The 12,892-nt window shown below is 64.0% G+C and carries 11 protein-coding genes; 3 read left to right on the top strand and 8 right to left on the bottom strand.

The genetic code is table 11. From position 1 onward, the window contains the following. Positions 1-11: 11 nt before the first annotated feature. Entirely contained in the window at positions 12-2,360 is a 2,349-nt protein-coding gene (locus tag ECTHA_RS0100605; RefSeq protein ID WP_025281106.1) for a Tex family protein, read from the bottom strand. A gap of 159 nt (positions 2,361-2,519) precedes the next feature. Between ECTHA_RS0100605 and ECTHA_RS0100600 the strand changes: the two genes are divergently transcribed. Next, positions 2,520-3,998 carry a phytoene desaturase family protein gene (locus ECTHA_RS0100600; RefSeq protein WP_025281105.1) on the top strand — a complete coding sequence of 493 codons (1,479 nt, stop codon included), beginning with the start codon at positions 2,520-2,522 and terminating at the stop codon, positions 3,996-3,998. Between the two features lie 6 nt (positions 3,999-4,004). Beyond that, positions 4,005-4,643 carry a pyridoxamine 5'-phosphate oxidase gene (gene pdxH / locus ECTHA_RS0100595; RefSeq protein WP_025281104.1) on the top strand — a complete coding sequence of 213 codons (639 nt, stop codon included), beginning with the start codon at positions 4,005-4,007 and terminating at the stop codon, positions 4,641-4,643. Positions 4,644-4,745: 102 nt separating this feature from the next. Here the strand turns inward: pdxH and ECTHA_RS0100590 are convergent, their stop codons facing one another. The 5 genes from ECTHA_RS0100590 to ECTHA_RS0100570 all read right to left on the bottom strand — a co-directional run bounded on the left by ECTHA_RS0100590 (position 4,746) and on the right by ECTHA_RS0100570 (position 9,920). Continuing rightward, complete coding sequence (locus tag ECTHA_RS0100590) at positions 4,746-6,098, bottom strand: vWA domain-containing protein (RefSeq protein WP_025281103.1); 1,353 nt, start codon at positions 6,096-6,098, stop codon at positions 4,746-4,748. Further along, positions 6,095-7,195, bottom strand: a complete 1,101-nt coding sequence (locus tag ECTHA_RS0100585; protein WP_025281102.1) for a hypothetical protein — start codon at positions 7,193-7,195, stop codon at positions 6,095-6,097. Before ECTHA_RS0100585 ends, ECTHA_RS0100590 begins: the two co-directional genes overlap by 4 nt. Beyond that, complete coding sequence (locus ECTHA_RS16375) at positions 7,195-8,187, bottom strand: hypothetical protein (protein ID WP_025281101.1); 993 nt, start codon at positions 8,185-8,187, stop codon at positions 7,195-7,197. The genes ECTHA_RS0100585 and ECTHA_RS16375 overlap by 1 nt, the downstream gene beginning before the upstream one ends. Before the next feature lie 74 nt (positions 8,188-8,261). Further along, positions 8,262-9,401 (bottom strand): DUF5610 domain-containing protein, encoded by a 1,140-nt coding sequence (locus ECTHA_RS0100575; RefSeq protein ID WP_025281100.1) that lies wholly within the window; start codon positions 9,399-9,401, stop codon positions 8,262-8,264. Positions 9,402-9,500: 99 nt separating this feature from the next. After that, the gene (locus ECTHA_RS0100570) at positions 9,501-9,920 is read right to left on the bottom strand and encodes a hypothetical protein (protein ID WP_025281099.1); all 420 of its coding nucleotides are present in this window, start codon (positions 9,918-9,920) and stop codon (positions 9,501-9,503) included. 106 nt (positions 9,921-10,026) lie between these two features. On the opposite strand from ECTHA_RS0100570, the gene ECTHA_RS0100565 reads away from it, so the two are divergent. Continuing rightward, a complete protein-coding gene (locus ECTHA_RS0100565; RefSeq protein WP_025281098.1) occupies positions 10,027-10,971 on the top strand; it encodes a sodium-dependent bicarbonate transport family permease in 945 nt (314 codons plus the stop codon). A gap of 27 nt (positions 10,972-10,998) precedes the next feature. Here the strand turns inward: ECTHA_RS0100565 and ECTHA_RS0100560 are convergent, their stop codons facing one another. Both ECTHA_RS0100560 and trpB read right to left on the bottom strand, forming a co-directional pair. Continuing rightward, positions 10,999-11,397 carry a hypothetical protein gene (locus ECTHA_RS0100560; RefSeq protein WP_128571865.1) on the bottom strand — a complete coding sequence of 133 codons (399 nt, stop codon included), beginning with the start codon at positions 11,395-11,397 and terminating at the stop codon, positions 10,999-11,001. A 126-nt stretch (positions 11,398-11,523) separates the two neighbouring features. Continuing rightward, a complete protein-coding gene (gene trpB / locus ECTHA_RS0100555; protein WP_025281096.1) occupies positions 11,524-12,753 on the bottom strand; it encodes a tryptophan synthase subunit beta in 1,230 nt (409 codons plus the stop codon). Between the last annotated feature and the right edge of the window lie 139 nt (positions 12,754-12,892).

The following is a 12,892-nucleotide window of genomic DNA, read 5'->3' as shown; positions in this document are numbered from 1 at the left end:
GAGGCCGGCCCTCAGCCTTTGCCCTGGGCCGCTTTCAAGGCGGCGGCCAGGGCACCCTCAGGTTCGGGCTCGCGGGGCTTGCCGCTCGCCCGAACCTTGGGCGGTGCCCCCTTGCCGTTGCGGCCGGCATGGGGGGCCTTCTGGTCCCGAGGCGGCTTGCGACCGCCGCGACTCTCCTGCCCCGGTTCATCCCCCAGTCGCATGCTCAGGCCGATGCGACGACGCTCCGGATCCACCTCCATGACCTTCACCTTGACCACATCGCCCGCCCGCACCACGTCCCGAGGGTCCTTGACGAAGGTCTCGGCCAGCGCGGAGATGTGCACAAGGCCATCCTGGTGCACACCCACATCCACAAAGGCTCCAAAGTTGGCCACATTGGTGACCGTACCCTCCAGTACCATCCCCGGCTCCAGGTCCTCCAGCTTGTCCACCCCCTCGCGGAAGGCGGCCGTGCGGAACTCGGGTCTGGGATCTCGGCCCGGCTTGGCCAATTCAGCGAGGATGTCCCGCACCGTGGGTTCACCAAAGGCTTCATCGGTGAACGCCCGGGGGTCCAGGGTCTTGAGGAAGGCCTCGTCCCCGATCAACTGGCTCACGTCTCGCTTGGTTTCGGCCATGATGCGCTTGACCACGGGATAGGCCTCAGGGTGTACCGCCGAGGCATCCAGCGGGTTGTCCCCGGAAGGCACGCGCAGAAATCCTGCCGCCTGCTCAAAGGCCTTCGCCCCCAGGCGGGGGATGGCCTTGAGTGCCGTTCGGTTCCTGAAGGCCCCGTTCTCCGTGCGATGCACCACGATGTTCTCCGCCAGCGTGGGACCCAGACCGGACACCCGGGCCAGCAGGGGCACCGAGGCGGTGTTCACGTCCACGCCCACGGCGTTCACGCAGTCCTCCACCACGGCATCCAGCTTGCGGGCCAGTTGGCTCTGATTCACGTCGTGCTGATACTGGCCCACACCGATGGCCTTGGGCTCGATCTTCACCAGTTCCGCCAGCGGGTCCTGCAACCGCCGGGCAATGGATACGGCGCCCCGCAAGGAGACGTCCAGATCCGGCAGTTCACGGGAGGCCCGCTCCGAGGCCGAGTAGACGGAGGCACCGGCCTCGGACACCATGACCTTGTTCAGCCCGGGCCGGTTCAGGCGCCGCAGGAGCTCGGCCGCCAGGGCATCCGTCTCCCGGGAATGGGTGCCGTTGCCGATGGCAATCAAGTCCACCTGATGATGCTTGACCAGGGTTTCCAGGGCGTGCAGGGCAGCGTCCACCTGGTTCTTCGGCGCAAAGGGATAGACGGTGGCGGTGTCCAGTACCGCCCCCCCGGCATCCACCACGGCCACCTTCACACCGGTGCGCACCCCCGGATCCAGGCCCATGGTGACCCGCGAGCCCGCCGGCGCTGCCAGCAGCACGTCCTCCAGGTTGGCCCCGAAGACCCGGATGGCCTCCTCCTCGGCCAGTTCCCGCAAGCGTCGCTTGAGGGCCACATCCAGATGGATGGAAAGCTTGGCCCGCCAGGCCAGGCGGGCATGCCGCGCCAGCCAGGTATCAGCGGGACGCCCCTGGTCCGAGAGGCCGAAGCGTCGCACCACGGCACGCTCGCCGGGGGAGGCGCCGGCCTCTTCCTTCTCACCCCGGGCCTGGGCCTGGCTCCAGGCCACTTCCAGGCGCAGCACCTCCTCGGCCTGCCCACGGAACATGGCCAGGGCCCGGTGGGAAGGCACCTTGCACAGGGGCTCCACATGATCGAAATAGTCACGGAAACGGGCACCGGCCTGTTCCTTGCCTTCCACCACACGGCTGACCATGTAGCCATGCTCCCAGCCGAACTTGCGCATCTCTTCAATGAGGTCGGCATCCTCGGCAATGCGCTCCATGAAGATGTGCCCGGCTCCCTCCAGGGCCGCCTCCACGGTGATCTCCTCGGTGGTGAACCCCGCCGCCACCGCCTCCGGTGACTGGGCCGGATCCTGCAGCAGGCTATCCAGCAAGGGCTCCAGACCATTTTCCCGGGCAATCTGCGCCTTGGTGCGGCGCTTTTTCATGTAGGGCCGGTAGAGGTCCTCAAGACGGGTTTTGGTCTCGGCGGTCTCGATGGCCTCTCGCAAGGTGTCGGTGAGCTTGCCCTGTTCCTCGATGGCCTTGAGCACCACCTGACGACGACCCTCCAGCTCCCGCAGATAGATCAGTCGCTCCTCCAGGTTACGCAACTGCGTGTCGTCCAGGCCGCCAGTGGCCTCCTTGCGATAGCGGGCCACGAACGGCACGGTGGAGCCACCATCCAGCAGTTCCACGGCAGCGTTGACCTGGCTGGCCTGAACGCCCAGTTCCTGGGCAATACGAGAGGATATGGAAGTCATGGGGAGCCATTACTTGAACAAAATGAGGGGGCAATCATAACCCACCCATGGCCCGGGTCCCATGGGCGGGTTTTCATGGAGGGGCGCGGGGCGGTACACCTTGCCAGCCACGGGCCGCCGGAGTAGCGTACCCATTCACCGTCATTTCCCGAAGAAATCATGAAGAAAAACAAGATCGTCATCATCGGTGCCGGCTTTGCCGGGCTCGCCGCCGCTGCCACCTTGGCCCGCGAGGGCATGGATGTCACCGTCATCGAGCGCCATGACATCCCCGGCGGCCGGGGGCGGCAGTTCTCCGCCCAGGGGTTCACCTTCGACATGGGGCCGAGCTGGTACTGGATGCCCGATGTCATCGATGGGTTCTTCGCCGAATTCGGGCGCAAGAGTTCTGACTACTTTGAACTCAAACGCCTGGACCCGTCCTACCGGATCTACTTCGGCAAGGATGACTATGTGGAGATCCCGGCGGATGTGAAACAGACCGTTGAGTTGTTCGAGAGCATCGAGCCGGGTGCCGGTTTTCAGCTGGAACGATTCCTGGACGAGGCCGAGGTGAAATACACTGTCGGCATCGGCGAGTTTGCCAATAAACCCTGCCTTTCCTTCATGGAATTTGCCCAGTTGCGGCTGTTGCGCTATCTCTTCTCCATGCATCTGCTGCGCTCCTACCGCAGCCATATCACCCGTTACTTCAAGAGCCCGCGCCTGCACCGCATGCTGGAGTTTCCCATCCTGTTCCTGGGGGGCACGGGCCGCACCACACCGGCCCTGTACAGCATGATGAACTATGGCGATCTCAAGCTGGGCACCTGGTATCCCATGGGCGGGATGCATGAACTGGTCAAGGGCATGCATCAACTGGCCGAGGAAATGGGGGTCCGATTCCAGTTCGGCACCGAGGCCAGCGGCATTGAAACCCGGGATGGCAAGGTCGTGGCCGTGAACACGGACCAGGGGCGCTTCGAGGCCGACTATCTGATCGGCGCCGGGGACTATCATCATGTGGAACAGGATCTGCTCCCCGAAGCGGATCGTATGTATTCACCCAGCTACTGGGACAAACGGGTCATGTCGCCCTCCTCCATCATCTTCTACATGGGTGTGGACAAGAAACTGGAGGGGCTGCCGCACCACACCCTGTTGTTTGACGCCGATTTCGAGGCCCATGCGGCGCAAATCTATGAAAACCCCACCTGGCCCACCGAACCGGCCCTGTACGTGAGCGCCACCTCGCAGACCGACCCCTCGGTGGCCCCGGAGGGTCAGGAGAATCTCATGGTTCTCATCCCGGTGGCCGCTGGCCTGGAGGACACCCCCGAGACGCGACGCCATTACCAGAACCTGATCCTGGACCGGCTGGAAGCCATCACCGGCCAGTCCATTCGCGATCATGTGGTGTTCTGCCGATCCTACGCCCACAAGGATTTCATCCACGACTATCATGCCTTCAAGGGTAATGCCTATGGTCTGGCCAACACTCTGATGCAAACGGCCATGCTCAAACCCAGACTGAAGAGCCGCAAGCTGGATAATCTCTATTACGCTGGCCAGCTCACGGTACCGGGACCGGGCGTCCCCCCGACCATCCTGTCCGGCACCATCGCCGCTGAACAGATCCTCCAACAGTGCAGGAGTTGACGGCCCATGTCGCCCATTGACCATCGTCAGACCCGCCGATCGTATCAACGTGCGAGCCTGCGCCGTGCCGATCTGGCCCTGGACCCCTTCGAACAACTGGCCGACTGGCTCAAGGACGCCGAAAGCGAACCCGACGCCACTGCCATGGTGCTGGCCACGGCGGATGCCAAGGGCCGCCCCTCGGCCCGGGCGGTGCTGCTCAAGCATGTGGATGATCGGGGGCTGTGCTGGTATTCCGATGCTCGCAGCCTGAAGGGTCGGCAACTGGCGGAGAACCCGATGGCCGCCCTGCTGTTTTACTGGGCCGGGCTGGAACGTCAGATCCGTGTGGAAGGCTACGTGGAACGCTTGCCCGCAAAGGATGCGGATGATTATTTCCGGTCCCGCCCACGGGGCAGCCAGCTGGCCGCGGCCGCCTCGGAGCAAAGCAGCCCAGTGAAAAACCGGGAGGCCCTGGAGCAACGTCTGGAACGGGTGCAGCTACGCCACCCCCATGGGGATGTGCGCCGCCCCGAGACCTGGGGCGGGTACCGACTGGTACCGGACACCTTCGAATTCTGGCAGGGAAGGGACAACCGACTGCACGACCGGTTTCAGTACCGGCTGCAATACGAGACCTGGGAGATCCAGCGGCTGATGCCCTGACGCTCATCCATCACGGTGGTGACGCACCCCCGATGATGAAAGTGACAAGCCCCTCTCCCCTTGGGGGAGAGGGGTTGGGGTGAGGGGAAGGGAAGGACCGCCTCAGTCCACCAGCACCAGCTTGCGACCAAACGGCGCCGGGGTGGATTCATGCTCGGGAGGCACGGCCCAGAGCACCGGCCAGTCCGGGCGGTAATGGGCCGGTCCCTGAAGGTCGGTAAGCACCACCCCCATGTCCGGTTGTTGCCGATCCGCCTCCTTGAGCAGGGGCGTGAAGTCAGTGCCTGCGCCTCCCTCGAAGACCAGATCCCGCAATGAGGACACCCCAGGCTCGAAGCGCTGCACCGAGCGTACGACCAGGTCCCCGATCACCAGGATCAGATTGGCCTCGGTGCGACGCGTGATGGCCTCGATCTCGGTGGCAAAGCGCCCCAGCAGACCCTCATCAATGGAACCCGAGACATCCACCACCAGGACCAGCCGGGGGACGGCACGGGAACCCACCATACCGGGTTCCCAAGGCATGCGACGCCCACCCGCCGTACGCCCCCGATTGGCCAGGTAAGAGCGCGATGGGCGGGACCAGGACAACTCGGGATTCCGGGTCAGACCACGGGTCAACTGGGTGCGCAGCACCTGCTCCCAGGGCACCCGCACTCGGGGCAGATCCGCGAGCAGGGAGCGAATCATGGAGAAGGCACCGTCCCCGGCATGGGCACGGCTGATGCGCTCGGCCCACTCCCGACTCTGCTCCGCTGCGGCCTCGGGTCGGCTCACATCCTCATCACTGGGAAGCAGATCCCGGGACTCTGCCCCATCCAGACGTCGCGCCCGTTCGGCCCGGGGGCCATCCTGCCTCGGCCCGGGCTTGTCCTGCGCGCCGTCGCGGGCATCCTCGCTGCCCTCCCCTACCGATCCCCCCTGATCGCCGCCCTCGCCGCGCCCGGATTCCCGCCCCTTGCGGCGATCGTCCACCTGACGATAGAGCCGCTCCACATCCCATTCCAGCAGGGCCTGTTCGGGCCCGTAGCGCGTGTCGAGGGTCTCCCGCAGCAGGCGCTCCAGGGTCACCGCATCCCGGGGCAGCTCCAGCCAGTCCAGATGACTCAGGCTGGTATTGACGATGGCATCGGCGCAAATATTGTAGAGCTGGGCATCCACATCCCCCACCAGGCGTCTGAGTTCCTCCCGGCGTTGGGCATGGCGCAGGGCCACGTGCAGCACCTGGTGTGCCACCAGGCCCACCTGGCGCGGCAAGGGCAGATCCCCGAAGCCGGGTCCGTAATAGATGGTCTGACCATCATTGGCCGCCCTGACCGACTCCGGGAGTTCGTCCACGTCCTGGTGTTGCATCCACAGGGCCAGCCCCCCCGTGGACGGGGCGTACTCCACCATGGTCTGCACCGCTCGGGTCCCCCGGTGGCCAGCATGAACCGGGTCGTCGTAGCCCTTCATGCCCCTTGTTCCCGCTGGGCCATGTAGCGCTCATAGGCCGGGCTGGCCAGGATGGTGTTCTCCAGCCCCCGGGCCAGGCCCTTTTGCAGCAGCAGTTCCATGGTGAGGGTCTGGGCTTCACGAATGGGCAAGGCCACATCGGCGCGGATATCCGGATACTGCTCGATGATCTCCAGGGCGCGGTTCATGGCTGTGGCATCCTCCACGGCGGCCAGCAGGCCATAGATCATGCCGTACAGGCCATCCAGGGAGCGCGGCAGCAGGTCCGCGGTTTCCGGCCCCGCATCTGCTGCCAGTAGCCGGGTCACATCCACGCCCGACTGGATCTCCCGCAACACCCCGAAGAACTCTGCGGCATTGGCGGACCCGATGCGACCCTGGACGAACAGACGCTTGGCCGTGTCGGAGATATCCGAGTGCAGCACGTTGGAGATATCCTCCCAGCCCCGCGGGCTTGCGCCGATCAGATAATCATTGGCGAGCTGGGTCTGGGTGTCATCCAGCTTGTCGGCCCGCACCTTCAGGTAGGCCATCACCTCCGGGGCAAAGCCACGCTCCAGGGCGTGTTCCAGGAAGGCGTCGATGGCTGTCTGCACGTTGAAGTGGAACATGCGATCGGCCAGGGCGGTGCCCATGTCGTGACTCACTGCCCCGTGAAAGCGGGCATTTCCTGCTGCCACCACCTGCCAGCCATCAGGCAAACGGTAGTGCCCCACGCGACGATCCAGGATGAGGGAATAGGCGGAGATCTGCAGGCGCTGATCGGCGGCGGTGAGTTCATCCAGGAACAGGATGCCCTCGGGCTGATCCGGCCCGGGCAGGAATTCCGGGGGAAACCAGACCGTACGGGATTGTTCCTCGTCGGCATAGATGGCACCGCGGATGTCCACCGGCTCGATGGTGGTCAAGCGCAGGTCCACCAGGGGCACCCTGTAGTGCTCAGCCACCTGGGCGATGATGGAGGATTTGCCCACCCCGCGGGTGCCCCAGAGCATGGAGGCACGAAGCCGCAGCACCGGATCCGCGTATTGCTCGATCAGTGCCTGCTTGGCAGCGGCAATGGACACCGCCGGGATGTTCATGGGATTGCCCTGCATCAGTCTGAAACTCCTTCAGTCGTTGGACCCTGCTCCCAGGCGTTGGCCAGCAGCGGTTTGGGCAGCGGCGGGATCTCCATCACCGGCACCTCGCGGGACCAGCTCAGGAAGATGGCCAGCAGCATCACGGGTGGCACACCGGTGGTCCACAGGGGCACCTGACCATCCTGCCCGAAATCGCCCCAGTACAGGATGGGGATGGCCGACAGGATGGCCAGCATCCCCTGTATGGCCAGGCTGCGCTGAAAGACCACCCGCCAGCGCTGCCACTTGAAGCGTTCATGAAAGCGCGCGGGGGGTTGGGACAGGGTCTGTTCCAGATGTGCCACGGTGGCCAGAAAGCGCTCCTCGGCCTCTTGTGAACGCTCCGGCTCCCGTCGGGACAGCTTCACGGTGGCCTTCCAGCCGCCGGGCATGAGTTGCAGCGGGCGCCACGCCCAGCCCTGCACTGCCAGCAGGTCACCGGGAAGATGGATATCCCCCCGGGGGTGCCAGTCCAGGGTCAGCTTGGCCGGCAGACCCGGGACGGTGCGGGCATCAAACTGCAGGCGTCGCCCGCGCACGCAGGCCTCGCCCAGGGTGAAACGCCGCCTCCAGCCCGGCTCGGCATTAGGTGCAGGGCGGCGATATTCCAGGGCGTAACTGATGGCCGCCAACGTGCCGGCCTGGTGCCGAAAGTGGTCATGTGGCGGCACATGTGCGCACTGGGCGTACACCGAGGCCGGGTCTTCACCGGTGACTTCCAGTGTGGCGCTCAGGCCCGATGCTTCGGTCAGCGTGCGCCGCAGAAAGAATCGGCCACGGGCCGGGTTTTCCAGTTGCAGGTGTTCGGTGAGCGAGAGGCTCGAAGGATCTTCGGGGTTGTCATGGGTGCGCGGCTCGAACACCACGCACCGGTTCTGGCGATCGGTGGCCGCCAGATCCACCCGCCATTCATCGCGGGCAAAGGGGCCAACCAGGGTGAGGATTTCATGATGGGTTAGCGGGGTCACCGGAGCTCCAGGGGTGGTTACCTGGAATTATGACCGTGGAGTGACCGGAATATTCCCCGCTGCGGGCCCTCATGCTACTGACGTACTGCGTCCAGCAGCCGCGCCATGTTCTCCTGGAACCGCTCTTGTTGCTCGGTGGCGGCTTCCTTGAAGCGGGTATCCTGTTCCACCAGTGTCTTCATGATCAGCCCACCATCGTCCATGGGATTGGCCAGGAACTGAAGCGAAGGCTGGTTGAACCGCTCCTGCATGGCTTCCATCAACTGACCGATGCGACGTCCCGGCATGGACTGCTCCGGCGACTCCATCTGTCGGGTCTGCTCATAGCTTTGAGCCATCTTGTAGGTCTCGGTGCGGGTCATGTTCAGGTCCATGGACTGCAGCTGGCTGGTGTCGAAACGCAGGTCGGGAAGCATCTCGAAGGCCCGCTGCACATCTCCGTTGAAGAATTCGTCCGCCAACTGGCCCACATCCCGCACCAGGTTCTCGATGGCCTGGAGCTCGTCGGGATTCAGGTCGCCCTGCACGGAGAACCGGTAGCCGCTCTGCTCGGAGCGACTGACATCCAGCCACCCCCGTGACTCTCCGCCTTCCATGCGGGCCTCGGCCTGAACACGCGTGTCCTGGGCGCTCTGGAACTGGATGCTCACCTGGGCCCCGGACTGGGTGGTGATGTTCAACTCCAGGCTCTCTGCCCGTTGATAGCGCTCCATCATGGAGAGGCGGGTCACGCCGGCCAGGTCCCGATCCTGAGGGGCGAGCTTGAGGTTTTCAAGGGCGTCGAAGGTGAGTCGTTCGGTCTCGTCCACGTCCGCCTTGATCTTTCCATCGAGTAGATTGAGACCACCCAGGATCTCACGGGCCTCCTTGAAGCCCTGCTCGACGCCGCGGGTGGCCTGTTGCCTGAGATTCTCCAGTTGTTCTTCGGATGCCCCCCGGGCACGGGCATTGGCCAGCCCCAGCTCCACGAAACCGGCGATGCGCTCGGCCACCTTCTCGGGGGTGAAGTCATTGGCATCCAGGCGTTTCATGCTGCTCGCACTCTGCCCGGGAATCTGCCTGGCCAGATTCTCCAGGATCTTGTTCTGCAATGCATTCAGGCTGCGGGCCGATCCATTGTCACCCGCGGCCAGGCCTTGTCCCGCGCCCCTGGCGCCGGGACGGAAATCGGGGGTCTTGAGTGAGACCGGGAAGGAACTATTATCGATGGCCACGGCGGCACACTCCTGCACTGGGGGGTATGGAGACGGTATCGGCGGCCTGGATGGATTCTTTAGGGGGCCTTCACAACAAAACGGGGAAAACGGCCTTCATCAGCGCAGAATACGGGCTTGCTCTCGCTCGCAAGTCCTGGAAAAGTCGTCGAATTGCTCACAGCGAGTGTGCACGAACACGCCTTGATCGGGGTGGAAATCGCAGCGGGTTTCGAAGTTGCAGGTGCTCGAAAAATCATCCCAGTGCTGGCATTCCTCGACACACGCCTGGCTGCCGACCCGATGAATTCGGCGCTCGAACAGGCAGGTGCGGTCGAAATCGTCCCAGAACTGGCACTCCGTGATCACGATGGGGCGCACGCTGGAAGGGGGTGGCCCACACCAGACCTGCACGCCACCCCGCTCCCAGGATTCCCCTTCCTGAAGGATGATGGTCTGCGCCTGCACCGGGGCCAGTACCAGCCAGCTCAACGCCAGGGCAACCCATGGAATGATCATGATGCGCGTGTAAAGTGTCATGACAGGAGAGTGCCACCAGGCCGAGGGCTACTCAAGCCCCAGGTACTGGCATCCAGGGGCTTTTCGCTTCAAAATCCGCCCCTACTTGCCAACTGCTTCCATGCCCATGCCTGATATTGTCGTCATGTTCTTCCTGCTCGGCCTGGTGGCCGGGCTGCTAAAATCAGACCTGACCATTCCCAAGGCCGCCTACGACACCCTCAGCCTTCTGCTGATGCTGACCATCGGCCTGAAGGGGGGAATGGCCCTGCACGGCAACATCAGCCTGTCGGTCATCCAGGATCTACTGGCGGTGGCCCTGCTGGGGGCACTGATTCCATTGATACTCATGCCTCTACTGATGCGGGTGGTCTGTCTGTCCACTGCCGACAGCGCCAGCATGGCCGCCCACTACGGTTCCGTGAGCGCGGGCACCTTCGCTGTGGCCCTGGCCTATGCCGAAGGGCTGCAACTCACCATCAGTCCCGAGGTGACCCTGTACCTGGTGATGATGGAATTGCCGGCCATCATGGTGGCCATCTTTCTGTATCGCCGTTTTAGCGGCGCGAAGAAAGGTGCGGCCACGCCCAGCATCTGGCATGAGACCCTGACCAACCGCGGAGTGATCCTGCTGGTGGGTGGCGTGATCATCGGTCTGCTCTATGGTCCCCAGGACGGCGCGGCGGTCACCGACCTGCTGACCAATGCCTTCAAGGTGGTTCTGGCCCTGTTCCTCCTGGAAATGGGCCTGACGGCCGCCGAGACCCTGCGCCCCATCCCCTGGCACCACTGGCGTCTGTTGTGCTTTGCCGTGTTTGCGCCATTCGTGCTGGCTGCCATGGGCATGGGCATGGGCATTGTGCTGGGCCTGCCGGCGGGCTCGGTGCTGATTCTCACGGCCCTGACCGCCAGCGCCTCCTATATTGCGGCGCCGGCAGCCATTCGCGCCGCGATTCCCAAGGCCAATATCGGCCTGGCCATGCTGGCCGCCCTGGGGCTCACCTTCCCGGTCAACGTGATTGTGGGGATTCCCCTTTACTACCAGTTGGTCCAGTGGCTGGGTGTGGCCTGATGGTCGAGGGCAACCCCGTGCGCGGAGTCAATGGGCTGACGAATCCTTCCAGGCCATCAGAAGGAGGAGGATCAGCCCGCCATGGAAGAAAATGGAGACCAGGCCCAGATAGGACAGTTGCCAGACCATGGCAGCCGCGCCCGCCATGGACACAATGGCCAGGACATACCCCACCAGCAGAAAACGGGGCACCGGCCATAGCAGGCGCCAGGAAAGCAGCAGCAGGGCCACCAGTGTGATCACCCCCTTGAGCATGGCAAAACCGCGCAGCAGGCCCGAGGTGTCGGTCTCACCGGCCAGGTGGGCCGCAGGATCGCCCAGCGTCAATGCCGCGATCACCGCAGCCAGGGCAGCCAGCCAGGGCAGCAGGATGAGCGCGGGATTGTCCGGCGAGGGCAGGCGGGAGAGGGTCAGGGTCTTCATCATGGTCTCCTCGGTGGCAGGCAATGCGGGCCTTCCCTGGCCACAGGATGAAGACAGCGCGCCGATGGCGGTGGTTCCGGAAAGGATCAGCTGCCCCCTCCCGTGAAGGGAGAGGGGTTCGGCACGAGCTTAAAGGGCGAGCTTGTCGGCGACGAAGTCAGCGTCCTTGTCACCACGCCCCGAGAGGTTGACCAGGATGCGCGTGCCGGGCTCTGCCTCGCGTGCGGCCTGCATGGCCCAGGCCAGGGCATGGGAGGATTCCAGGGCGGGGATGATGCCTTCAAAGCGGGAAAGATCCATGAAGGCCTTCAGGCAGGCCTCATCATCCATGGCATGGTACTCGGCCCGGCCAATATCCTTCAGGTAGCTGTGCTGAGGACCCACGGAGGGGTAGTCCAGGCCGGAGGCAATGGAATACACGGGCTGAGGCTGACCTTCATCGTCCTGCAGCATGTAGGAATGGAATCCGTGCATGGTGCCAGGTTTGCCATAGGTCAGCGTGGCAGCATGTTCACCCAGGCCAAGACCCCGACCGGAAGGCTCCACGCCCACCATCTTCACGTCCAGATCATGCAGGAAGGCCGTGAACAGCCCCATGGCATTGGAGCCGCCCCCGACGCAGGCCACCACGTAATCCGGGAGTTCCCCCTTCATGGCGAGAAACTGCTCACGCGCCTCGCGCCCCACCACCGACTGGAAGTCCCGCACCATCATGGGGAAGGGATGGGGGCCAACCACGGAGCCAATGGCATAGAAGAAGTTGTCCGGGTCCTTCATGTATTCCTCGAAGGCGCTATCCACGGCATCCTTCAGGGTACGTGTGCCACGATCCACGCTGATCAGGGTGGCCCCGAGGATCTTCATCTTGACCACGTTGGGGTGTTCCTTGGCGATATCGATCTCACCCATGTGGATCTCGCAGGGCAGCCCCACCAGGGCACAGGCCGTGGCCATGGCCACACCGTGCTGTCCCGCCCCCGTCTCGGCGATCACCTTGGTCTTGCCCATGTGCTTGGCCAGCAGGGCCTCCCCAAGGGCATGGTTGATCTTGTGGGCGCCCGTATGATTCAGATCCTCCCGCTTGAGATAGATTTCGGCATGGCCACCACAGTGCTCACTCAGCCGCCGGGCCAGGTAGATGGGGCTGGGGCGACCGACGTAGTGGGTGTACAACTCGGCCAGTTCGTCCTGATAAGCCTGGGTCTCGCGGATGGCGAGATAGGCCTCGGCGATGGAATCCATGATGGCCTTCAACTGGGGGGGTACGGCCTGCCCCCCATAGGGCCCGAAGTGCCCGTCACGATCGGGCATGGGCTGGTCAAGCAGGGCGTGGAGGTCGGTTTCCGGGGCTTTATTCATGGATCACAGCTCTCATTCACCAGATAACGAAACGGATAGTCGCAATGCTAAACCCCGGATAGGCCCCTGACCAGTCCTTTTCCACGGGATTCGCGGGGTTGGGTGTACGGGTGTCTATGCTATGCTGCAGTGCCGTAGC

Origin of the sequence: Ectothiorhodospira haloalkaliphila ATCC 51935 (genome assembly GCF_000633935.1) — a bacterium.
GTDB lineage: Bacteria > Pseudomonadota > Gammaproteobacteria > Ectothiorhodospirales > Ectothiorhodospiraceae > Ectothiorhodospira > Ectothiorhodospira haloalkaliphila.
This window is presented reverse-complemented; position numbering and strand designations above follow the sequence as displayed.

Bases quoted from the DNA above. Each gene is read 5' to 3' on its own strand.
- ECTHA_RS0100605 (WP_025281106.1), bottom strand. From the start codon at position 2,360: ATGACTTCCATATCCTCTCGTATTGCCCAGGAACTGGGCGTTCAGGCC.
- ECTHA_RS0100600 (WP_025281105.1), top strand. From the start codon at position 2,520: ATGAAGAAAAACAAGATCGTCATCATCGGTGCCGGCTTTGCCGGGCTC.
- pdxH (WP_025281104.1), top strand. From the start codon at position 4,005: ATGTCGCCCATTGACCATCGTCAGACCCGCCGATCGTATCAACGTGCG.
- ECTHA_RS0100590 (WP_025281103.1), bottom strand. From the start codon at position 6,098: ATGAAGGGCTACGACGACCCGGTTCATGCTGGCCACCGGGGGACCCGA.
- ECTHA_RS0100585 (WP_025281102.1), bottom strand. From the start codon at position 7,195: ATGCAGGGCAATCCCATGAACATCCCGGCGGTGTCCATTGCCGCTGCC.
- ECTHA_RS0100570 (WP_025281099.1), bottom strand. From the start codon at position 9,920: ATGACACTTTACACGCGCATCATGATCATTCCATGGGTTGCCCTGGCG.
- ECTHA_RS0100565 (WP_025281098.1), top strand. From the start codon at position 10,027: ATGCCTGATATTGTCGTCATGTTCTTCCTGCTCGGCCTGGTGGCCGGG.
- ECTHA_RS0100560 (WP_128571865.1), bottom strand. From the start codon at position 11,397: ATGATGAAGACCCTGACCCTCTCCCGCCTGCCCTCGCCGGACAATCCC.
- trpB (WP_025281096.1), bottom strand. From the start codon at position 12,753: ATGAATAAAGCCCCGGAAACCGACCTCCACGCCCTGCTTGACCAGCCC.